Source organism: Mesorhizobium sp. ES1-4 (assembly GCF_020164745.1).
Lineage (GTDB): Bacteria > Pseudomonadota > Alphaproteobacteria > Rhizobiales > Rhizobiaceae > Mesorhizobium.
The window spans coordinates 271,564-294,459 of sequence record NZ_JAIUGV010000009.1; the positions used below are offsets into that span (position 1 = coordinate 271,564).

The 22,896-nt window shown below is 64.0% G+C and carries 17 protein-coding genes; 9 read left to right on the plus strand and 8 right to left on the minus strand.

Annotated features, from left to right (window positions below; translation table 11 throughout):
- The first annotated feature begins 103 nt into the window (after positions 1-103).
- The 7 genes from LB556_RS19435 to LB556_RS19465 all read left to right on the plus strand — a co-directional run bounded on the left by LB556_RS19435 (position 104) and on the right by LB556_RS19465 (position 8,086).
- The gene (locus LB556_RS19435) at positions 104-1,333 is read left to right on the plus strand and encodes an MFS transporter (RefSeq protein WP_224569344.1); all 1,230 of its coding nucleotides are present in this window, start codon (positions 104-106) and stop codon (positions 1,331-1,333) included.
- 162 nt (positions 1,334-1,495) lie between these two features.
- Positions 1,496-2,524 (plus strand): LacI family DNA-binding transcriptional regulator, encoded by a 1,029-nt coding sequence (locus tag LB556_RS19440; RefSeq protein ID WP_224569345.1) that lies wholly within the window; start codon positions 1,496-1,498, stop codon positions 2,522-2,524.
- Between the two features lie 280 nt (positions 2,525-2,804).
- Entirely contained in the window at positions 2,805-3,932 is a 1,128-nt protein-coding gene (locus LB556_RS19445; protein WP_224569346.1) for a sugar ABC transporter substrate-binding protein, read from the plus strand.
- Between the two features lie 78 nt (positions 3,933-4,010).
- A complete protein-coding gene (locus LB556_RS19450) occupies positions 4,011-5,558 on the plus strand; it encodes a sugar ABC transporter ATP-binding protein (protein ID WP_224569347.1) in 1,548 nt (515 codons plus the stop codon).
- A gap of 13 nt (positions 5,559-5,571) precedes the next feature.
- Positions 5,572-6,552, plus strand: a complete 981-nt coding sequence (locus LB556_RS19455) for an ABC transporter permease (RefSeq protein ID WP_224569348.1) — start codon at positions 5,572-5,574, stop codon at positions 6,550-6,552.
- The gene (locus tag LB556_RS19460) at positions 6,549-7,535 is read left to right on the plus strand and encodes an ABC transporter permease (RefSeq protein ID WP_224569349.1); all 987 of its coding nucleotides are present in this window, start codon (positions 6,549-6,551) and stop codon (positions 7,533-7,535) included. The genes LB556_RS19455 and LB556_RS19460 overlap by 4 nt, the downstream gene beginning before the upstream one ends.
- A 2-nt stretch (positions 7,536-7,537) precedes the next feature.
- The gene (locus tag LB556_RS19465) at positions 7,538-8,086 is read left to right on the plus strand and encodes a gluconokinase (RefSeq protein WP_224569350.1); all 549 of its coding nucleotides are present in this window, start codon (positions 7,538-7,540) and stop codon (positions 8,084-8,086) included.
- Here LB556_RS19465 and LB556_RS19470 read toward each other — a convergent pair.
- Both LB556_RS19470 and LB556_RS19475 read right to left on the minus strand, forming a co-directional pair.
- Positions 8,081-9,232, minus strand: a complete 1,152-nt coding sequence (locus LB556_RS19470; RefSeq protein ID WP_224569351.1) for a hypothetical protein — start codon at positions 9,230-9,232, stop codon at positions 8,081-8,083. The two genes, LB556_RS19465 and LB556_RS19470, sit on opposite strands and share 6 nt — an antisense overlap.
- A gap of 10 nt (positions 9,233-9,242) precedes the next feature.
- Positions 9,243-9,692 (minus strand): RrF2 family transcriptional regulator, encoded by a 450-nt coding sequence (locus LB556_RS19475; RefSeq protein ID WP_140732252.1) that lies wholly within the window; start codon positions 9,690-9,692, stop codon positions 9,243-9,245.
- A gap of 387 nt (positions 9,693-10,079) precedes the next feature.
- Here LB556_RS19475 and LB556_RS19480 point away from each other — a divergent pair, with 387 nt between their 5' ends.
- Positions 10,080-10,349 (plus strand): antitoxin, encoded by a 270-nt coding sequence (locus tag LB556_RS19480; RefSeq protein ID WP_224569352.1) that lies wholly within the window; start codon positions 10,080-10,082, stop codon positions 10,347-10,349.
- Positions 10,349-10,747 carry a type II toxin-antitoxin system VapC family toxin gene (locus tag LB556_RS19485; RefSeq protein WP_224569353.1) on the plus strand — a complete coding sequence of 133 codons (399 nt, stop codon included), beginning with the start codon at positions 10,349-10,351 and terminating at the stop codon, positions 10,745-10,747. The genes LB556_RS19480 and LB556_RS19485 overlap by 1 nt, the downstream gene beginning before the upstream one ends.
- An 18-nt stretch (positions 10,748-10,765) precedes the next feature.
- Here LB556_RS19485 and LB556_RS19490 read toward each other — a convergent pair whose 3' ends face one another.
- From LB556_RS19490 to LB556_RS19515, 6 genes are all read right to left on the minus strand, one after another.
- Positions 10,766-11,806, minus strand: a complete 1,041-nt coding sequence (locus LB556_RS19490; protein WP_224569354.1) for a sulfate/molybdate ABC transporter ATP-binding protein — start codon at positions 11,804-11,806, stop codon at positions 10,766-10,768.
- A 70-nt stretch (positions 11,807-11,876) separates the two neighbouring features.
- The gene (gene cysW / locus LB556_RS19495) at positions 11,877-12,761 is read right to left on the minus strand and encodes a sulfate ABC transporter permease subunit CysW (protein ID WP_224569355.1); all 885 of its coding nucleotides are present in this window, start codon (positions 12,759-12,761) and stop codon (positions 11,877-11,879) included.
- Positions 12,754-13,605, minus strand: a complete 852-nt coding sequence (gene cysT / locus LB556_RS19500; RefSeq protein ID WP_224569356.1) for a sulfate ABC transporter permease subunit CysT — start codon at positions 13,603-13,605, stop codon at positions 12,754-12,756. The genes cysW and cysT overlap by 8 nt, the downstream gene beginning before the upstream one ends.
- Before the next feature lie 22 nt (positions 13,606-13,627).
- Entirely contained in the window at positions 13,628-14,656 is a 1,029-nt protein-coding gene (locus LB556_RS19505) for a sulfate ABC transporter substrate-binding protein (protein ID WP_224569357.1), read from the minus strand.
- 363 nt (positions 14,657-15,019) lie between these two features.
- Positions 15,020-17,125, minus strand: a complete 2,106-nt coding sequence (gene pbpC, locus LB556_RS19510) for a penicillin-binding protein 1C (RefSeq protein ID WP_224569422.1) — start codon at positions 17,123-17,125, stop codon at positions 15,020-15,022.
- A gap of 270 nt (positions 17,126-17,395) precedes the next feature.
- Positions 17,396-22,876: an alpha-2-macroglobulin family protein gene (locus LB556_RS19515; protein WP_224569358.1), complete on the minus strand. Its 5,481-nt coding sequence runs from the start codon at positions 22,874-22,876 to the stop codon at positions 17,396-17,398.
- Positions 22,877-22,896: the final 20 nt, after the last annotated feature.

A 22,896-nucleotide genomic window follows, 5' to 3' on the forward strand; every position in this document is an offset into this window, starting at 1 on the left:
GGCCTGGAGCCACCGATTTGGTCTTTGTGGCGCTGCTGTACTCCGGGAATGCGTCGATAGTGGCCAAAACAGCAGCGGTCGAGACCGCCGACAGGAAACGCCCTTGACCCGTACTGACTTGAGCCGGTCCAACCCCGGCATCGACAGTTCCTACGCCTGGATGCGGCTGGCCATCTCGATGCTGCTGGCGACGATCGGTGCGGTCGGCATGTGGGCCGTCGTCGTGGTGCTGCCGGCGGTGCAGGCCGAGTTCGGCGTCGACCGTGCCGCAGCATCCATGCCCTACACAGCGACCATGGTGGGCTTTGCCGCCGGCAACGTACTGGTCGGCCGCGCCATCGACCGAATGGGCTACTGGATTCCGGCGCTGTTCTCCTCGATCACGCTTTCCGCCGGTCTCATGCTCGCGTCCCTGTCGACCTCGATCCTGCAATTCACCCTCGCCCAAGGCGTGCTGATCGGTCTGGGCACATCGGTGATCTTTGGACCGTTGATCGCCGATATCTCGCACTGGTTCAATCGCCGCCGCGGCGTCGCCGTCACGGCGGCGGCGGCCGGCAACTACCTTGCCGGAACGATCTGGCCAACCATCATGCCGACGCTGATCAAGGCGGAAGGCTGGCGCTTCACCTATGCCGCCATTGCCATATTCTGCCTGGTCACCATGGTGCCGCTGGTGTTGTTGCTGCGGCGCGGCGCTCCCGAAGCGGCGGCCGCCGGCTCGCCCGGGAGCCGACCTGTGCAGCCGATTTCGCTGTCGCCGGCAATGATGCAGATGCTGCTGGTCGTCGCTGGACTGGGCTGCTGCGTGGCGATGTCGATGCCGCAAGTGCATATCGTCGCCTATTGCATGGATCTTGGCTACGGTATGGCGCATGGCGCCGACATGCTGTCCATCATGATGGCCGCGGGCGTCGTCAGCCGGCTTGCCTCGGGCTTTGTCGCCGACCGCATCGGCGGCGTCAAAACCCTGCTGATCGGCTCGGTGCTGCAATGCCTGTCATTGCTGTTCTATATCCCGTTCGACGGGCTTGCCTCGCTCTATGTCGTGTCGCTGGTGTTCGGCCTGTCGCAAGGCGGCATCGTGCCTTGCTATGCGATCATCGTGCGCGAATACCTGCCGGCCAAGGAGGCCGGCCAGCGCATCGGCATCGTCATGATGGCGACGATCTTCGGCATGGCGATCGGCGGCTGGATGTCGGGCTGGATCTACGACCTGACGGGGTCATACGCCGCCGCGTTCCTGAACGGCATCGCCTGGAACCTGCTGAACATACTGGCGATCGGACTGTTCATGTGGAAGGCAAGGCACAAGGGCGTCGTGGCCGCCTGAGGCGAGAGCCAAGCACAGCCACTCGGTGGCTAGACTTGACAACAGGCATTCATCGCGCGACGCCAGGGGCCGATGGGTGCGGCAACAGGCCGGTGAAATGGCGAGGGCTGGAGAGATCGCATTGCGGGCGCGCTTGAATAGCCGGGCGCACGAGCCAAGACCTTGATCAAGCCCCGCTCGCGCAGGGGCGGTGGCCGCCCGACCATATCGGATGTGGCACGCAAGGCCGGCGTCGGCGCCATCACTGTATCGCGTGCGTTGCGCGAGCCGGCGCGCGTTTCCGAGGAATTGCGCCGCCAGATCCAGGCCGCCGTCGATGATCTCGGCTATGTGCCGGACCCGAACGCACGCGCGTTGGCCTCGGCCCGGGCTGAAGTGTTCGGCGTACTGGTGCCTTCGCTGACCAACAATGTCTTCGCCGAGGTGGTTCGCGGTATCTACGACAGCCTGTCGGACAGCCCGTTCCGCATCCAGCTTGGCAACACGCACTATTCCGGACTGGAGGAAGAGCGGTTGCTGCAGGTGTTTGGCTCCCAGCGACCCGCCGCGCTGATCGTTGCAGGCATCGACCAGACATCAACCTCGCGAAAATTGTTGGAGAATGCCGGTTGCCCGGTGGTTCAGGTGATGGAGACCGGACCCGATCCTGTCGACATGATGGTCGGCTTCTCACATATCGACGGCGGCAGGACTGCGACCGAGCACTTGATCGAGGCGGGGTATCGCCGGATCGGTTTCATCGGCGCGCGCATGGACCCGCGCTCGCAGCGGCGCCTTGCCGGTTACCGCCTGGTGATGGAGAAGGCCGGCCTCTTCGACCCGCGCCTGATCACCACTACGCCGGTGCTGTCCAGCGTGTCGCTTGGCCGCGAACTGTTCCGCGATGCTCTTGCCAAGATGCCGACGCTCGACGGCGTGTTCTGCAACAATGACGACATCGCGCTCGGCGTGCTGTTCGAATGTCATCGCGCTTCGATCCACGTGCCGAAGACGATCGGCATCGTGGGCTTCAACGATCTCGACATGATGCAGGTGGCCTTTCCCTCGATCACCAGCATCCGCACCCATCGCTACGAAATCGGCAGGCGTGCGGTGGCCATGGCACTGGCGGCGATATCGGGTCACAGGCCGCAGGAGCGCGTCGTCGATCTCGGCTTCGAGCTGAAACGGCGCGAGAGCACGGCGCGCTGAGGCATTTTAGAGCCTGCTGAAACGTGACTTTACAGGGGCAAGTGGTAGCGCTACCATTCGGAGCCGACGTAAGGACCACCTGCTGTTTATTATGTACAACCGACAGGGCTTCCTTGTTTATTATCGATAATATGATAGACTGACAGCCGCTCAAAGGAGCGACAGGGAGGTATCAGGTCGGCGGCGGCCATCTGATGTGCGGGCTAGCGCGGGAGGTGCTTGGAACGCGAAATTGTAATGCAGCCAAAACAAGTCGGAACTGCAACTGGGAGGAATATCAATGATCAAGTCACTCGTCGGTGGCGTCGTTGCCGCCACTGCATTCGTCATGTTGAGCTCGGCGGCGATCGCCGCAGGCCCAGAAATCGTCAAGGGACCCGCAGCCGAGCCGGACTGCTTCGCCCCATGGGCAACCGATACGCAATTCTTCAAGTTCCCTAAGAAGGCCGGCCCATACCGCATCGCGCTCGCCAACGGCTATATCGCCAACACCTGGCGTATCCAAATGGTACAGACCGCCAAGGCCTATGCCGCACAACCGGACGTCGCCAAGAACTTGAAGGAATTCAAGGTCGTGTCGACTGGCGAGGATGTTCCGGCGCAGATATCCGCGATCAACAACTTCATCGATTCCGGCTTTGACGCGATCGTCGTCAACGCGCAGAATCCGACAGCTTTCGGGCCGGTCATCAAGCGCGCCAAGGAAGCGGGGGTCGTGCTCGTCGCCTTTGACAACATCCTCGACACCAAGGACGCCATCAACGTCAATGTCGACCAGAAGGGCCTCGGCCAACTTTGGGGCAAGTGGCTGGTCTCGCATGTTCCCAATGGCGGCAAGGTGCTCGAAGTGCGCGGCGTGGCCGGCACTTCCGTGGACACGGACCGTCATGCCGGCATCCACGAGGTGCTGGACGGCTCCGGCAAGAAGTGGGCCGTCACGGAGGTCGTGGGCAAATGGGACGACGGCGTGGCGCAGAAGGCGACCGCCGACGCAATCGCCACCAACGGTCCGTTCGACGGCATCACCGGCCAGGGCGGAGACACTGGCATCGTGCAGGCAATGATGGACGCCAAGCATCCATTCGTGCCCTTCGGCGGCGAGACGGAGAACGGCTTCCGCAAATTCTGTGCCGCGCATGCGGCGGATGGGCTCAAATGCTCGTCGGCCGGCACCGGACCAGCCCAGGTGGCCGTCGCCATCAAAACGGCGATTGCTGCCCTGGAAGGCAATGTCGTGCCCCAATCGGTAAAGTTGCCGTTGGCGATCGTCGAGGACCCCAACTTCAAGGCAGGCCAGGATTTCTTCCCCGACCAGTCCGATAATTTTTTCGTCGGCAATTCCTTCCCCACCTGCGGCATCAATTTCACAGCCCAGGAAATCATGGGCCAGACCAAGGAAAACAAGTAGTCGGACAGGCCGGCGGCGCGGGGAGCAAACCCGCGCCATCGGCCGCATGCGTCGATCGGAAATAGCCTGGGAGGGCTGATGGACAGCGTGGTTCCGCTCCTGCGTGTGGAAGGCGTATCCAAGCGCTATGGCGGCGTACGAGCGCTGGAGAAGGCTGATCTGTCAGTTTCCACCGGCAGCATCCACGCCATCCTCGGTGAAAACGGCGCCGGTAAGTCCACGCTGATCAAGGTCATGGCCGGTGTCGTGGCGCCCGATGAGGGCCGCATGATGCTGGACGGTCGCGAGGTGAATTTCGCCTCTCCCGGAGCGGCCAACAGAGCGGGCATTGCCTGCATCTTTCAGGAACTGTCGCTGATCCCTGAGCTCAGCGTCGCCGACAATATCGTCATTTCCGATCCGCCCAAACGCTTCGGCATGATCGACCGCAAGGCGCAGCGCCGCGTTGCCGAGGACGCACTGGCGCGGGCGGGCGCCGGCGACATTCATCCGCTGGCGCTGGTCAAGGACCTGCCGCTGTCACGGCGCCAGATGGTGGAGATCGCCAAGGCCCTGGCGCGCAAGCCGCGCATCCTCATCCTCGACGAAGCGACCTCAGCGCTGACGGCAACGGACGTCGCGAATATTTTCGGCGTCTTGAAGCGCCTGCGTTCAGAAAGGCTGGCGCTGCTCTACATCTCGCATCGCATGAACGAGATCGCTGAACTTGCCGATCAGTGCACCGTATTCCGCAATGGCCGCAACGTCGCCAGCTACAAGGCCGGCTCGAAGAGCGATAACGAGGTGGTCGAGCTGATGATCGGCCGGGAATACAGTCATATATTCCCGCCTAAACCGGCAGCGGCGCCTGTGAGCGCCGCCCCCAGGCTCGAGGCACGCAAGCTTTCCTGGGCCGACCGGCTGGACAACATCTCGCTGACGGTCAGGGCAGGCGAAGTGGTTGGCCTCGGCGGGCTCGACGGCCAGGGCCAGCGCGAACTGCTGCTTGCTTTCTTCGGCGTGCTGCGCGGCCTCTCGGGCGAGGTGCTGATCGACGGCAAGCCGGTGACGATCACCAGCCCGGCGGCGGCCCGGGAGGATGGCGTCGGCATGGCGCTCATTCCGGAAGACCGCAAGACCGAAGGATTGATGCTGCCGATGACGGTGCGCGAAAACCTGTCTTTCGCCGCGCTCGACCGGCTGTCCAAAGGCGGCATCATCGACCGTGCCGCCGAACAGCGGCTCATCGACGACATGGTCGGCCTGCTGGCGATCAAGACGGCGAGCCTTGACATTCCGGTCGGCGCGCTGTCGGGGGGCAACCAGCAGAAGGTGGTGATCGCCAAATGGCTGATGCGCCAGCCACGCATCATCCTGCTCAATGATCCGACGCGCGGCATCGATGTCGGCACCAAGCAGGAAATCTATCAGCTGATGCGCAAGCTGGCGGACGCCGGCGCGGCGATCCTGTTCTATTCGACTGACTATGACGAACTGGTCGGCTGCTGCGACCGGGTGCTGGTGCTCTATGACGGCGCGGTCAAGCGCGAGCTGGTTGGCGCCGAGATCACCGAGCGGGCGCTAATATCAAGCGCACTCAACATCCATGGCGAGGGGAACCCGACGAGCCAGGGGGCGGACGCGTGAAAGGGATCATAGCGTGAAGGATTGGCGCTACTGGCTAGCCGAACAGCGTGGAACGCTGTTGGCGCTCGGCATCTTCATCGTCATGTTCATCATCTACACATCGAACCATCCGGCGGGCTTTACTGCCAATGTGGTGCAGACGGCGGCCAACAAGGGCGTGCTGCTGGCCTTCGTCGCCATGGCACAGACGCTGGTAGTGCTCACAGCCGGCATCGACCTTTCGGTCGGCATGATCTTTCTGCTTACCAATTGCCTGGCGTCCTGGCTGGTCGTGGGCACGCCAATGCAAACGGCGCTGGGCGTCATCGCCGTGCTGGCTGTCGGCTTGTTGTGCGGGGCGATCAACGGCGCCATCGTCATTTATGGGCGCCTCCAGCCCATTGTCGCCACCATTGCCACCGGCGCCGTCTTTTACGGCATCGGGCTGCTGCTGAGGCCGTTTCCTGGCGGTTCGGTCAACGAGGATCTGGCCGATGCGCTGACCGGCCGCGTGTTCGGCGTCGTGCCGGCGAGCGTTGTCGTCCTGCTGGCCGTCGTGCTGATCGTCTGGGTGCCGTTCAGCCGCTCGGTGCTGGGTCGGGCCGCCCGCGCCGCCGGGTCGTCGGAGACGGCGGCCTACATGTCAGGGGTGCCGATCCGCAGGGGCAAATTCGCCGCCTATACGCTGGCCGGGCTGCTGGCGGCGATCGGCGGGCTGTTCCTGACCTTCTTCACCTATACGGGCGAGGCCGCCTATGCGAGCGGCAACGCCTACACGCTGTTCTCGATCGCCGCGGTCGTGCTGGGCGGCGTCTCGCTGTTCGGTGGCAAGGGCAGCGCCATCGGGGCCATTTTCGGCGCGCTTGCCTTTCGCACCATCGGCGACCTGCTGTTCGTGTTCGATTTCGATCCGCTCTGGCAGCCGCTGTTCCAGGGCGTTATCCTGCTGGTCGCCGTCAGCCTCGGCGCCTTCGCACTGTTTCGGGTCCGCAACCGGCTGGAGTGGTTCCTGTGAGCGAGACGACGCTTGGCGGCATTGCCGGCCGCATGCCGAAATTCATCCGCCGCGCCGATCCGGCTGTGCTGACCGCCTTTGCCTGCATCGTGGTGCTGCTGTTGGTGGGCAGCCTCTATTCACGAAGCTTCCTGTCGCCTGAATATCTCTTGCAGCAGCTCAAGGTGGCCTCTTTCCTCGGCGTTATCGCCACCGGCATGATGCTGGTCATCCTGCTCGGCCAGATCGACCTGTCGGTGCCATGGGCGGTAGCGGCTGGCGCGATGATGGCCTGTGCAGCCGCCGCCTACGGACCGGTCGGGGTGGCGCTGGCCATTCCATTCGGTGTTTTCTGCGGCGTCTTGATCGGCGTCGTCAACGGCATCGGCGTTGCCTATCTGCGCATTCCCTCGATGATCATCACGCTCGCCACCAACGCCGTCGCGCAAGGGCTGATGGTGGTCTACACCGGAGGTTTCTCCCCGCAGGATTCGGCGACCGGCGCCATGCGCTACCTGGCCACCGGCTTCACCATTCCGGGCGTCCCCAACGCGGTCATCATCTGGGCGCTGATCGGGGCAGCGATGGTGTTCGTCCTGACCCGCACCGGCTTTGGCCGCGCTGTCTATGGCATCGGCAACCGCGAGCGCGCCGCCTATCTCTCCGGCGTCGACACAAGAGGCGTGGTGATGATCGCCTTTGCCGTCTCCGGAGGGCTCTCGGCTTTCGGCGGCGTGCTGCTGGCTGGCTACGCCTCCAAGGCCGCGCAATCGATGGGTGACGCCTATCTACTGCCGTCGATCGCGGCCGTGGTGCTCGGTGGCACCTCGATCCTCGGCGGGCGCGGCTCCTATCTCGGCACCGTCGCGGGCGTGATCCTGATCACGCTGCTGCAATCCATCCTGTCGGTCTTGCAGATGCCCGAGGCGGGACGGCAGATCATCTATGGCGTGGTCATCGTCGCCATGCTGCTGCTCTACGGCCGCGCGCCGGCAAGCCGATAGTCGTGGACGAAGAAGCAGCGCAGGCGCTAACGAGCGCTCCCGGCTCAGTGCCTCCGGCCATCGTAGTGATGGGCGTCGCCGGTTGCGGCAAATCCGCTGTCGGCATTGCGCTGGCAGCGGCGCTCGGCGCCGTCTTCATCGAGGGCGACAGGCTGCATCCGCCGGAGAATGTGGCGCGCATGGCACGTGGTGAGCCGCTCACCGACCAGTTGCGCGAAGGCTGGCTTGACGCGATCGGCGGGCACATCGCGGCGTCGATCGGCAAGGGGCAGGGCGTGGTCGCAGCCTGCTCGGCGCTGAAACACAGCTATCGCGCGCGCCTCCGCGGTTTTTGCCCGGACATCGACTTCCTCTATCTGGAGATCGATCCCGCCACCGCGCGGCGGCGCGTTGGCAATCGCAAAGGCCATTTCATGCCGGCAAGCCTGGTCGACACCCAGTTCGCGATCCTCGAGCCGCCGGGGCAAGATGAGCGGGCGTTGACGCTCGACGCGACGCTACCGGTTGACGAACTCGTCGGCCAGGCAATGCGCTCGATGCGCCGGTCATGAGACTTCCTCGGAACCGATGCCGATGCCGTCCCGGGCTTCTGTCAACCGCTCCTGGCGCGACCAGGACAGCATCTGCTCGGGGAACTGCTTCAGCGCCTGCAGCAGGCAGTCGCGTTTCAGCAGGATGTAGTGCGCCTGCAGGGTCATGTTCTTGGCTCCGTCCCTAGCTGTGTCCATTGCCGCGAGCGCCGGCGGTGCCGGCATCAGTTCAGGGCTCAAAACGGCACGGTATTCCCGGAAGGGCACCACCTCGAATGTCGACATGGCAAACAGGGCCGTCTTGCCTCGGGCGGCGAAATTCGCCGGCGCCGAGGCAAGATGCGTCCAGCCGCTTTCGCCCAGCGCGGTTTCGGTGAAGGTCGAGCCGGCGTGGATGGTGTTGGTCATCATCACGACGCCGTTCTGCTTCAGCACCTTCTGAATGCGGATGGTGACCTGATAGGCGTCGTCACGGTCGAAGACGATGCGGCTTTTCAGGAACCGGTTCTCGACATGAACCATTGGCGGGTTGAGGAAGCGCTGGCCGAATGCGGTCTCGGAAACGCCATGCGTGTTGACGCTGACCTGATGCGCTTCGATGCCGGCCTCATATATGGCGCGCTTGCCGATCATCGTCTGGGCGGTGAACTGATCGCACCACAGGATCGCGCCGTGGCCGCGTTGCAAGGCTGCCTGCAGGCCCTCGAGCCCTTCCAGCCGGATCATCGGCGTCCAGCGGCGGGCAACCAGATGCGCGGCAAGTTGCATGCGGCGGCGATGGCGCGCCGCCAGCAATGCCTCGAACAGCTTGCGCGCATCAATGCCTTCGCCAAGCACCGCACGGGTCGCATCGGCATAGAAGCGGAAATCCTTGCGCATATGGCGCTTCAGGCGAAGCCTGGACGCCCAGTCGCAGATCGGCGACCACCAGCGCACAGGCAGCGCTGCCGCGACCGCCAGGTAGAAGAGGGCAACCAGGCTTTCACGAAAATCCCTGGTGGAGAAACGGCGAGGCCTGCCGGGACTAGCCACCTTGCGGCTGAAAAAGCGCACGTGCTCGGCATATTCGGGAACAAAGGCGTCTGCGATGACTTCGGTACGAAAGCTGGCCGCCGATGGCAGCTTGCGGGCGGCTTTTCGGGATTTCGTAAACCTCGACAGCCTCATTCACCCGGCTCTAGATCTGGGATGTCAACTCGACTGGAAAATCGTCATTGTCGGCATCGCGCATGGCGGCGAGACTGCGGTTGTCCAGCACCTCCGCGATCGCCTGGCGCACCTCCAGCATCATGTGCCGTACCTGGCAGGTCGCTTCGTCGCAATCCTCGCAGCGCTGGTACTGCGTGCGGCTGGCGCAAGGTATCGGCGCCAGCGGGCCGTCGAGCACGCGCACGACATGGCCGATCTTGATCTCGGACGCGGGGCGGGCGAGACGATAGCCGCCTTCCTTGCCCTTGCGGCTCTGGACGAAGCCGGCATTGCGCAGTTCGCCCAGGATGGCATCGAGGAATTTCTTCGGGATGTTGTTGGAGACGGCGATGTCGTTGACGAAGGCCAGTTGGCCAACCGGAAGATTGGAAAGGTGCACGAGGGCCTTGAGGCCGTACTTGCCTTTTTTCGTCAGCATGCCCGAGTCAACCCATTGAAGCCCCAACCACCCCGGATCTGGCGGTTGTTTGTGTGCAAATGATGACAGCATTGCCTCCGCACGCTGCCGTTTCGCGAAAACAAAGCCATTGGAAGGCAGTTAGGCACAAACGCGTTGATTCTTTGTAACGCTTTGCGCGCAAGGCGCCGATGTCCCGCCGGAAACCGGATCGCTGGCGCACAAGCCGGCAAAGCACCGGCTCTCTCGCCGGGTTTAAAGCGTACGCGCGACAGTTGTGCCTTGTCGTAGTGAGAAAAGACGTCGTCATTCTGTTCCAGTCAGCGCCTTGTTGCCTCCGGATTGTTCCTTAACTTGCAATGGCGCATCTCCAGGCATATACAAATGGCATATACATAGGAGGCAATCATGTCCCAGCGTCAATCAGCGACGCCGCCGAAAGAAGCGAAGCTGTTTCGCAACAACCGGAGCCAGGCAGTGCGCATTCCCGTCGAGTTCGAACTTCCGGGTGAGAAGGTCCTGATCAGCCGTGAAGGCGACCGCCTGATTATCGAACCTGTTCGAAAACCCGGCCTCGCCGCACTGCTTGCCCAGTGGGCGAAAGAGCCGCAACTTGGCCCCGAAGACGATTTTCCCGAGATCGACGATGCCCCTGTCGAATCCGAGGACATTTTTTGATGCGGTTCATGCTGGACACGAATGTCATCAGCGACATGATCCGAAATCCTGCCGGCAAAGCTGCCAGTGCCGTGATGCGTGAGGGAGACGCCGCAGTGTGCACCAGCATCGTCGTTGCTGGGGAATTGCGGTATGGCTGCGCCAAGAAGGGATCAGCCAAGCTGCTCAAGAAAGTCGAGGAACTGCTGGCAGAGATTCCTGTCTTGCCGCTCGATGTGCCGGTGGACGTTGAGTATGGCGCCCTTCGAGCAGAGCTGGAGGCCGTTGGTCAACCCATTGGACATAATGATCTTTTTATCGCCGCCCATGCCTGCGTGCTGGGTGTTACGTTGGTGACCGCCAATACCGGAGAATTCAACCGGATACGGAACCTGAAAATCGAGAACTGGCTGGAGTAGCGCGCTCGACCGCTGGAATTATGCCGCCGCAAACAGCTTCCAACGCCCCGGCCGAAACGCCACGCGGCTCTTCTGAGCCGCCGGATGATCGACCGGGAGTTCTACCTCGACCCGCTGGCGCCCGCCGCCGATTTCGAGCTCGACGCGCCGTGTGCCGGCGACGCGGCGGCTGGCAGCCACGGTGCCGGCGATGCAGCCGCTGCAGCCGTCCAGCAATTCGACATCATGCGGACGGAAATAGAGCTTTGCATGCCCCGACGGCGCATGCGGAGCCTGCAATCCGATCGGACGGTCGGCGAGCCAGATCTCGCCATTCTCGACCTTGACCGGAAGCGAGCTGGATTCGCCGATGAAGCCGTAGACGAAGGGCGAATTCGGCGTGTCGTAGATGTCGTCGGCGGTGCCGACCTGCTCGATGCGACCCTGGCTCATCACCACGACGCGGTCGGCCAGTTCCAGCGCCTCTTCCTGATCGTGGGTGACGAAGACGGTGGTGTGGCCGGTGGCGTCATGGATTTCCCGCAGCCAGCGGCGCAATTCCCGGCGCACCTGCGCATCGAGCGCGCCGAACGGTTCGTCGAGCAGCAGCACCTTGGGTTCGATGGCCATCGCGCGCGCCAACGCCACGCGCTGGCGCTGGCCGCCTGAAAGCTGCGCGGGATAGCGCTTCTCCAGCCCTGAAAGCTGCACGAGATCGAGAAGTTCGGAGGCACGGCGGCGGATTTCCTGAGCGGGCGGGCGCGCCGGTCCATGCCGGACCTTCAGGCCGAAGCCGATATTGTCGGCCACCGTCATGTGCCGGAACAGCGCATAGTGCTGGAAGACGAAGCCGACATTGCGCTCCTGGATCGATTTCCGCGAAGCGTCCTCGTCGCCGAAGAAGATGTTTCCGCGCGTCGGGCGCTCCAGCCCGGCGATCAGCCTGAGCAGCGTCGTCTTGCCGGAACCGGACGGACCCAGCAGCGCGATCAGTTCGCCCGACTTGATGTCGAGCGAGACGTCGTGGAGCGCCGGAAACCGCTCGAACTCCTTGCGCACATTGGCAACGCGAACTTCCATCTACAGTCCCTTTTTTGTGAATGCATGTCGTTGTCCCAAAACCGGTAGCCACTTTGGGCGACATGCATTGCTAATGTCCGCGCGTCGCGGCGAGCTCGGCGCCGTAGCGCATCTCGAGCAGCGTTTTCAGAACCAGCGTGACGAGCGCCAGCCCGGCAAGCAACGAGGCGACGGCGAAGGCGCCGACGGCGTTGTATTCGTTGTAGAGAATTTCGACATGCAGCGGCATGGTGTTGGTCAGGCCCCTGATGTGGCCCGACACCACCGAAACCGCGCCGAACTCGCCCATGGCGCGCGCGTTGCACAGGAGCACGCCGTAGAGCAGGCCCCATTTGACGTTGGGCAGGGTCACATACCAGAAAGTCTGCCAGCCACTGGCGCCAAGCGAAAGGGCGGCTTCTTCATCGCCATTGCCTTGTTCCTGCATGAGCGGGATCAATTCGCGGGCGACGAAGGGAAAGGTGACGAAGACTGTGGCCAGAACGATGCCTGGCACCGCGAACAGGATCTGGATGCCATGTGCCTTCAGCCACTCGCCGAGCAACCCCTGCGCGCCGAACAGAAGCACGTAGACCAGACCCGAAATGACAGGCGAGACCGAGAAAGGCAGATCGATCAGCGTGGTCAGAAAAGCCTTGCCCTTGAACTCGAACTTGGCGATCGCCCAGGCAGCCGAAATGCCGAAGACGATGTTGAGCGGTACCGAGATCGCCGCCACCAGCAAGGTCAGGTGGATCGCCGAACGGGTGTCCGCATCGCCCAGCGATTCCAGATACGTGCCAATGCCCTTGGCGAAGGCTTCCTTGAAGACGATGATCAGCGGCAGCAGCAGGAAGACGGCGAGAAAGACGAAGGCGATGGCCATCAGCACGGCCCGTGCCGGCCTGCTTTCGGTTACCGCCGCGGACTTGCTCGCGTGATGCGGTTCCCAGGATTTGATCTCGGGGTCAGCCATAGCGCTTGCGGCTCCATGTCTGCACCAGATTGACGATCAACAGCATGAGGAAGGACAGCGCCAGCATGATTGCCGCAATCGCGGTCGCCGCCGGGTAATTGTATTCCTCGAGCCGGATGACGATCAAAAGCGGTGCGATCTCCGACTTGTAGGGCAGGTTGCCGGCGATGAAGATCACCGAGCCGTATTCACCGACGCCGCGCGCGAAGGCCAGCGAAAAGCCGGTGATGATAGCCGGCGCCAGGCCGGGAAACAGCACGCGGGTGATGATCTGGAAGCGGCTGGCGCCAAGCGTGGCGGCGGCTTCCTCCACCTCCTTGTCGATCTCTTCCATGATCGGCTGCACGGTGCGCACGACGAAGGGCAGGCCGATGAAGATCAGCGCGATGAGGATGCCGAGCGGCGTGTAGGCGACCTTGATGCCGAGCGGCGCCAGGAGGTGGCCGATCCAGCCGTTCGGTGCGTAAAGCGTGGTGAGCGCGATGCCGGCGACCGCCGTCGGCAGCGCGAATGGCAGGTCGACCATGGCGTCGACGATGCGGCGGCCGGGAAAACGGTAGCGCACCAGCACCCAGGCGACGAGCGTGCCGAAGACGACATTGACCGCAGCCGCGACGAACGCCGTGCCAAAGCTGATCTGAAGTGCGTTGACCGTGCGGCGATCGGTGGCGATCGCCCAGAACTCGGGCCAGCCAAGAGCGGCCGAGCGCCAGATCAGCCCGGATAGCGGGATGAGGATGATGAGGGTGAGATAGGCGAGCGAGAAGCCCAGCGTCAATCCAAAACCCGGAATGACGCTGGGCTGCTTGAACCGCCACCCCGCCTGCGCGGATGCTGTGGTCATGTCGTCCCGATCTGAATCTAGATCACTGGGCCGGCTTGTAGATCTGGTCGAATATACCGCCGTCGCCGAAGTGATAAGGCTGTGCCTTCTTCCAGCCGCCGAAAAGCGGGTCGTCGATGGTGATCAGCTTGATCGGCGGCAGCTTGGCGAGATCCTCGGGCGGAACCAGTTCGGGCTTGGACGGCCGGTAGTGGTTCCTGGCGATGATGGTCTGGCCTTCCCTGGAATAGAGGTAGCCCAGATAGGCCTCGGCCACCTTGCGCGTGCCCCTGGCGTCGACATTGGCGTCAACCACGGCCACCGGCGGCTCGGCGAGGATCGAGGTCGGCGGATAGACGATGTCGAAATTGTCGGCGCCGAATTCGTCGAGCGCCAGGTAGGCGTCGTTTTCCCAGGCGATCAGCACGTCGCCGAGCCCTTTTTGCGCGAAGGTCACGGTCGAGCCGCGCGCGCCGGTGTCGAGTACGGGAGCATTGGCGTAGAGCTTGCCGACGAATTCCTTGGTCCTGGCTTCATCGCCGCCGTCATTGGCGTTGGCATAGGCCCAGGCCGCGAGATAGTTCCAGCGCGCGCCGCCCGAGGTCTTGGGGTTGGGCGTGATAACCTCGACGCCGTCCTTGACGAGGTCGTTCCAGTCGTGGATGCCCTTGGGGTTGCCTTTGCGGACCAAGAAGATGATGGTCGAGGTGTAAGGCGCTGAATTGTTTGCGAATTTCGTGCGCCAGTCGGGATTGATCTTCTTGGACTTCGAAACGATGGCGTTGATGTCGCCTTCGAGCGCCAGTGTCACCACATCGGCGTTCAGGCCGTCGATCAGGGCGCGGGCCTGAGCGCCGGATCCGCCATGTGACTGCTGGATGGTGACCGTCTCGCCGGTCTCAGTCTTCCAATGCGCGGCGAAGGCATTGTCATAGGCCTTGTAGAGTTCACGCGTCGGATCGTAAGAGACGTTGAGAATGGTGGTGTCGGCAAACGCGAAACCGAGCGTGCCGAACTGGACAGATGCGGCGACCAGCGCGCCGAGCAGTTTCCGGAAATGAGGTTTGGTCATTTCTACCTCCGTTTTTAACCCCTCTAAATCTACCGAATTGATAGAAATAAGATGCAATGAATGTTGCCTTTTTTGTCCTCCAGGAGAAAATATTCCGCGATTGGTGGCAATGATGGGAAATATCTTCCTTGCGGTGCTCCGCACGGAGTCGGGCCGCCATCCAGCCTATCCTGTCCGGGGATGCGCGGTTACCGGTGGGCAGGGATCGGCACGGGCGGAGAAGAGGATCGCCGCAAGAGCACTACCGAAGCGAACGCCGACGCTGCCGACAATAGATTATTGTGCCTCGGAACAGGCATGGGCGAATATCCTGTTATCCGCTGGCCTTATCGAAAACTAACTCTCTGAATCGCTTGGCTCACTCTACTCAACAAACACTTTCACACTCGCCGCCCGTCCGGCCGCGTCGATGACGGTCAGCGTCGAGTAACCCGCGCCGTCGGGCAGCCAGGTTGCGGTGCGGCGGCGGTCGAGGCCGATGAGCGGCTTGCCGTTGGCCAGCCAGCGGAACGGCGCGCGGCCGCCTTGTAGTTTCAGCACCAGCGGCGAGGCGTCGGCGGAGTTGGTGGCGAGATCGACGCGGGCGCCGTCCGGCGGGAAAACGATGGTCGGCGCGGGTTCGGTCGGTGCCGCCTGCACCAGGCCGTCGGCGCCGGCGCCGAAGCGCGCAAGCGTCACCGGAAGGTCTTCGCGTTTGGGGGTAAAGGCGCCAGGCGGCTTGCCGGGCAGCGGCACGGTGGCGAGGCCGGAGCGGACAAACCCCTCGAACAGGATCGGGGCGGCCGAGACATAGCCGGAGAGGCCCGGCACCGCGCCGGCATCGGGCCGGCCGACCCAGACACCCAGCACATAGCGGCCATCGAAGCCGACCGACCATGCGTCGCGGTAGCCATAGGAGGTGCCGGTCTTGTAGGCGATACCACGCTGCAAGGCGCCTTCAGGCGGCTTCACACCCGACAAAATGTCGATGATCTGCCAGTTCGCCTGGTCGTTGAGGATGGTGGTGGTCGAACTCACGGCATCGGCCGGCTCGGTGCCGTCATGCAGCGAGTGCGTCTTGCCGCCATTGGCGAGCCCTGTGTAGAGCTGGACAAGGTCGCGCAACGTGACGCCGACGCCGCCGAGGCCAATGGCCAGGCCCGGCGCTTCGTTGACCGGCAGGACCGGGTTTACGCCGGCCTGGCGGAAGCGCGCGGTCAGCCGCGCCGGGCCGACTGCATCGAGCACCCGGATCGCCGGCACGTTGAGCGACAGTTGCAAAGCCTGGCGGATGCTGACATCGCCCTGATAGCCCATATCGAAGTTCTTCGGCCTGTAGCCGCCGAAATCGACCGGGCTGTCCTCGATCAGCGTTTCCTGCGCCACCAGTCCCTGCTCGAACGCAAGGCCATAGATGAAGGGCTTCAGCGTCGAGCCGGGGGACCGCACGATCTTGGTCATGTCGATCCAGCCGGAACGGCTGGAATCGAAGAAATTGGCCGAGCCCACTTCGCCCAGAATGTCGCCGGTGCGGGCATCGGCCAGCACCATGGCGACGGACAGACGCGGCCCGAGCTTGGTGGCGGCTTTGCGCGCCACCTGTTCCAGCCCCTGCTGGACGCTTTTGCGGATCGTCAGCTTGAGCGGCTGGCCGGGCACGGCCCTGGGCAGCATCGCATAGGAGGCGTGCGCGGCGAGCGCCGGCAAGGCACGCCGCAGGCCCGAGACATCGTCGAGTGCCGCGCGTGCCGCCTCGCGTTCGCCGATCAGGCCGGAGGACACCATACGGCTCAGCACACGATCGCGCGCGGCATGGGCGATCTCGAGATTGCGGTCGGGGCGGCGCTTTTCAGGCAATTGGGGGAGGGCGACGAGAAGCGCGGCCTCGGAAACGGTGAGCCGCTTGGGTTCCTTGCCGAAATAGGCGAGCGAAGCGGCGCGCACGCCTTCCAGATTGCCGCCATAGGGCGCCAGCGTCAGATAGCGCTCCAGGATCTCGCGCTTCGACAGCCGCCGTTCGATCTGGATGGCGCGCAGCATCTGTTTGATCTTGGAGCCGAGGCTGCGGCTTTCGCGCGGCTCGATCAGGCGGGCGAGCTGCATCGACAGGGTCGAGCCGCCCGAGACGATATGGCCGCTGGTGACGAGCTGACCGGCGGCACGGCCGAGCGCCAGCACGTCGACGCCCTTATGGTCCCAGAAGCGCTTGTCCTCATAGGTGACCAGCATGTCGACGAACTGCTTGTCGACCTGGTCGAGCCGGGTCTCCAGCCGCCAGTAGCCGTCCGCCGTGGCGAAGGCGCGCAACAGCTGGCCGTCGCGGTCCTGGACTTCGGTCGAGACGGTGAGTTTCTCGGCAAGCGGGGGCGGTAAGGCGCGGTCAAGCTCCCAGAGGGTGGCGACGGAGAGGGCGAGAATGCCGGCGCAAGAAGCAGCGGTTATGGCGGCGCGGCGCAGGAATTTTCTGGAGAACACGGCGCCGCCCCTCATTGTCTTGCCGGGACGGCGGCCCTTCGGGCGTTCGCCGTTCGAAAAGCCGAGCAATTGGCTTTTCGTCCGCTACGCGGACCACGTCTCACCTCCCCGTATAGTGACGGGGAGAAAGGCGCCGTTGCTGATGGTTTCGCCAATCGCCAGCGTTGCAGAAAGAGCGGCGAAGTTCGAGACAGCTCCCTTCTCCCCGTCACTATACGGGGAGAAGGTGCCGGCAGGCGGATGAGGGGCAGCACAAGCCTCGCGTTCATATTCGTCAGCATCACCTTACGGCGCCTTGATCTCCATCATGCCGGTGGCGGTGCGGGCCGAGTATTGCGGCCGGTACATGTCTTCCACCGTTGCTGCCGGATGGGCGTAGGTGCCGGGCGTCACGGCGCGCACGACATAGGCGAGCGTCAGATTGTGGTCGTGGTCGCCGTCGGCGGGGTTGAACGCCGCGACGAAACGGTCGTCGCGGAATTCGAGGTGGGCGGCGTCGGTCTGTGCCAGCCAGGAGAAGTTCGACAGCTGGGCGCTGGACACCAGGCCCGGATTGTCGATCTCGAAGCCGGCAGGCAACAGGTCGGTGACGAGCAGGCGAGAGGGCCAGCTGTTCTGCTCGGTGACCTTGAGCACCACGACATAGCGTTCGTTCTGGGTCGCCTCCGTCACATTGGCTTCGGTGCCGTCGAGCTTGTAATAGGTGCGGTTGATGGTGAAGCCGTCGCCGCCGGCCGGCAGGGGCTGGACCGGCGAGGCCACGGTGGTGACGACGGCCTGCAGCGGTGTCTTGCCGGTGTTGGCGATTTCGAGCGGGCTGTCGACGAGGTCGGTGCCGGCGACCTGGTTGGAATAGCCGCCGGAATGCGGCGCGCCGTTGACGGTCAGCGCGATCGCATCGTTGCCCTCCTTCAGCGCGCGGGCCGCCAGCAGCATCCAGGACTCGTCCTGCGTGCTGGTCCAGCGGGCTTCGGCGCGTTCCCTGGTCACCAGCTTGATCAACTCAGGCACGATCGTCGACACAGGCTTGGATTCCGCCGCCAGCGACAGCATCGCCGCGCCGTCACGCAGCGCCGAGCCGTAGTCGGAGCGGTACCAGTCGTAATCGGTGCTCGACTTGGCGAGTTGCAGCGCGGTCTTGAATGTCGCTTCCGAGCGCTGTGTGTCGCCGTAGAGCGCCAGGCTCGCCGCCAACTGGGCGACGGCCATCGGGCTCGAGAAGGCTTCGAGCTGGGTGTCGGCATAGTAGCGCAGATCGCCGATCGAGGCCTTCTTGTTGCGGGCCAGCACATAGAGGGCGTAGGCGATCTCGCTGCCGCGGTCCTGTACGCTCTGGTCGTAGCCGAGCGAGTTCTGCAGGTTGTTCAGGGCCTGGTTCATCGCAAGAGCCGGCACGTCGTATTTCTGCTCCCGCGCCCGGGTCAGGAACTCGCTGACATAGGCGTCGAGCCACAGATCGCCAGAGCCTGGGCCCCACAGGCCGAAGCTGCCGCTCGAGGACTGGTAGCTCAGCACCTTGTGGATCGCGTCCTGGACGCGGCCGTGCAGGTCAGGGTCGCTTTCCATGCCGATGCCTGAGGCCATGTCGTTGACATAGAGAAGCGGCATGGCGCGGCTGGTCGTCTGCTCGGCGCAGCCATAGGGGTAGCGGTCGAGCGTCATCAGCAGGGAAGGCACGTCGAAGGCCGCCGCCTGCGAAACGCCGACGCTGACCGAAGCGCCACCGAGCAGGCTGGCGGCGAGCAGTTCCTTGTCGACACGCAGAGCGCCGCCATTGCCCTTGAGGTCGACCACAAGGCGCGTGGTGACCGGCAATTGCGCCGGGCGCACCGGCACATGGAGCGTCTGCTCGACCGTGGTGCCATCGGCATGCGCTAGCTTGATGGTGAGCGAGGCATTGCCCGCCGTCCTTGCGATCAGCGGCACGGTCAGGGTCTGGCGCTTGCCTTGGGCGAGCGTCAGCTTCTGGGGCAGGGGCTTGTCGCCTGTCGACAGGTCGCCCGTGGTGTCGATCGACAGTGCGTAGTCGCCGGCCGGGCCGTCTGTGTCGGCCACGTCGAGCCGCATCACGGCGGCGTCGCCAGGCGCCAGAAAGCGCGGCAGGCCGGCGGTGATGACCACAGGGTCGCGCACGATCACGTCGGACTGGGCATGACCGACCGCGTCCTTGGTCCAGGCGACAGCCATGACGCGCACGGTGCCGTTGAACTGCGGGATGTCGAAGTCGATCCGCGCCTTGCCGTCGGCATCGAGCTGGACCGGACCGGAGAAGAAGGCGACCAGTTTTTCGGTGGGCGGGCTGCCTTGCGCCTGCATGTTGGCGCCGTCACCGCCGGTCCTGAGCTTGCCGGTCGTGCCCAGCGAGCCGTCGATCAGGCGGCCATAGATGTCGCGGATCTCCATGCCCAGCATGCGTTGGCCGAAGAACCAGTTCTCCGGGTCCGGTGCCTTGTAGTTGGTCAAGTTGAGGATGCCTACATCGACGGCGGCAACCATGACATAGGCGTTGGTGCCCGGCTGCACGCCGGCCACGGAGACCGGGATCGACAGCTGCTGGCGCGGCATCGTCTTGTCCGGCGGCGTGAGCGTGACGGCAAGCTTCTTGGCGCCCGGATCGACCGTCAGCCATTTCACGCCGATGGCGCGGGCGGGCATACGCGTTTCCTGCGCATCGCCCGGCCGGAACAAGGTTGCCGTGACATAAGCGCCGGCGCCCCAGTCGTCGCCGACCGGGATGTCGACGGTGCTGCCGCCGGCCGGAACGGTCGCCGTGATGGTCTTCAGCAGCTTGTCGGAGCCGATGTTGATCAGGAGTTCGCCGGCAAAATGCGGCGAGATTTTGAGCTTGGCCACTTCGCCCGCGGCATAATTGTCCTTGTCCAGCGCGATCTCCAGACCGTCAGGCGTTTCCGTGGTTGTCGAGGCGACATACCAGCCGGCATCGAACTCATAGCTGGTCGCCGGCCCCTCGGGGTCGGATGTCTCGACCTCAAGCCTGTACCGGCCCCAATCGACCGGTACGGAGACGGTTGCGTCGCCAGCGGCGTTGAGGTCGACCTGGCCGTTGGCGATCGACTTGGTGAAGGTGACCGGCTCGTAGTTCCAGGAATTGTTCGAGCGGTACCATTGGTAATTGCGTTCGACCTTGACCAGCGTCCACTGCGCGCCTTTAAGCGCCTCGCGCTTGCCGTCGGGATCGACGGCGATCAGGCTGAACCTGGCGGTGCCGCCCTGCGGCACCTCACCGTCGGCGAAATCCGGGCGGATGCCGATCATGTGGCCTTGCGGGCGGATGCCGATGTTGAGCGAGCGCTCGATGGCGCGGCCGCCGGTTTCGCGCATGCGCACCGTCACCTTGCCGTCGACCAGCTTGGTGGTCGAGGGCAACTGGTCGACAGTAACAGGGAAGGTCGCCTTGCCGTCATCGCCAACCACCGGCAGATCGGCCAGCGGCGTGACCGTGGGCTCCGCCGACTGCTCGTCGGCGAGGCCGAACGAAAAATTGGGGAAGCGGTCCCAGTCGCGCGACGTCGACAGCGTCAACTCGCCTTCCAGCGCGAGTCCCGCCGCCGGCGCGCCATAGAGGAAGCGGCCGTCGATGTCGATGTTGGCGGTTTCGCCCCGCGCGATTTCCTGCTTGTCGGCCTTCATGTCGAATTCGATGCGATCCGGCACGAAATCCTCGACCAGAAACATCTGGCTGGCCACCGCCGGCTGCTTGGGGTCGGTGTGGATCGACACCGACCATGTGCCGCGCATGGCGTTGGGTTCGAGCGGCAGGTCGACGGCATGGCCGCCGGCCGAGGCGCCGTCGCTGACGATACGGCGGTCCTCGACGCCATCGGGGCGCGAGAAGATGAAGGTCAGCGGCAGGTTCTCGACCGCCTTGGTGGCCCCGTCGCGGGCGAGGGCCGCGACATGGACGTCCTCGCCGGCGCGGTAGATGCCGCGCTCGGTCCAGGCATACACGTCCAGCGCGCCGGGGGCCGCTCGTCCGGTGACGCCGCGGTCGGACAGGTCGAAGCCGGCCTTGGCCATGTCGAGGAAGACGAAATCATTGTCGCCCTGCTTGGCCATCAGCACGGCCGGCACCATGCCGCCGTCGCCGCGCGTCAGACCGGGGTTGAAGACGGCATGGCCGTCGGCATCCGATGTCGCTGTGCCGAGAACCTCGTTGTTACGGGCGACCAGCGTCAGTTCGGCGCCTGCAATCGGCTTGGCTGAACCAAGCGAACGGGCAAAGACATTGAGCCCGTCCTGGCCGGTATAGGTCGACAGGCCGATGTCGGAGACGACGAACCACTGGGTGGCCAGCGAACCGTAATCGTTGCTCTTGTCGTTAACCGGCTGGGCAGTCAGCACATAGACGCCGGGCTTGCGCTGCGGCAGCGCCTCGTCGACCGGGAAGGAGGTGGTGACCTCCTTGTTGAGATCGTTGGCGATGTCGAGCTGGCCCTGCCAGACGGGCGCGCCCATCTGCTCGGAAATGTTGGAGATGTCGTAGCCGTCGAGTTGGTGCAGGAACTGGTAGCCCGACAGAAGCTGCGCCAGCGAACGGTCGCCAATGCGGTAGAGCTTCATTTCGGCGGCATTCATGTTGACGGTGACGACCGGGATGCCGCGGCGCGCGCCGGCCGGCAGCACGAAGCTGTCGCCGGTGAAGCGGGCAGAGGGCGCGCGGTCCTGCACGTAGATCGACAGCACCACGGGGGCAGCCGTCACTTCGCCGATCGCGGCCGGCAGGCCGGCACGAAAGGTGACGTCGTAATGCTGGCCATGCTCCAGGCCTTCGACGCAGATCTGCTTGTCCTTGGCCTCGACGCCCTTCGGCGGCGCGTTGTCGACGGTGACGAACTGCGCATAGTCGACGCCGGTCTTGACCAGATCCTCGGAGAACTGGGCGCAGATGCGCGGCGCGCCGGTATCGGCATCGACGCTGTGGTCGATGACGCGGAAACCCTTGCGGGCCTTGAGATCGGCATAGGCGGCCTGCACGGCCGGTGACGTCACCAACGCAAGGCTCGCTTCATAGGCCTGCAGCGCCGGACGGTAGAGTTCGCGTTTGTCGAGGCCGTTGCCGAGCAGCGCCAGCACGTCGGCGCGCGTCCTGGTGGTGCGCAGAAGCTTGTAGGCGTTGAAGGCAGCCGAAGTGCCGTTCGTCGGCAAAGTGGATACTTCAGCGGTGCTGGCCGTGGGCTGCACGGCCAGGGTTTCGCGCGCCAGGTTGAGCCACAACTGGCCATCGTCGGGCATCACCGAGACGGCGGCTTCATATTTCTGCATGGCGGAGCGATGGTCGCCAGCCTGAACGGCCTGTTCGGCCGAGCTGATCAGCGCCGCCATTCCCTCCGTCGGCTTGTCGAAGGCGGGGCCGAGCAGCTTGTTGCGGTATTGCTGGGCCTGGTCGGCCATCCAGTTGGGGAAGAAAGCGAGTTCGGGCGGCGCGCCGATATCGGGATCGCCGTCGATGTCGACGACCTTGCCGGCGATCGCGCCGCTGAAGGATTTCAACTGGTTATAGTCGGATTTGAGAAAGCACCATTTGGCCTTGGTGTTGTAGGTGAAGGCGCGGCAGGCCGGATCGCCGAGACAGGTCGTCTTGCACTGGTCGAGCGTGACGTTCTGGTCGGATCTGAGATCGAAGCCGAAATAATCGGAATTGTCGGTCGTCGCGATTCGCCGGGCTTCGGCCGCTTGCGCGATGCTGCCCCAGGCCAAGAAGAGAAGGACGAGAATCGACAGACCACGAGCCGCGCGCATTGCCATAACACCCTCCAGACAATTGC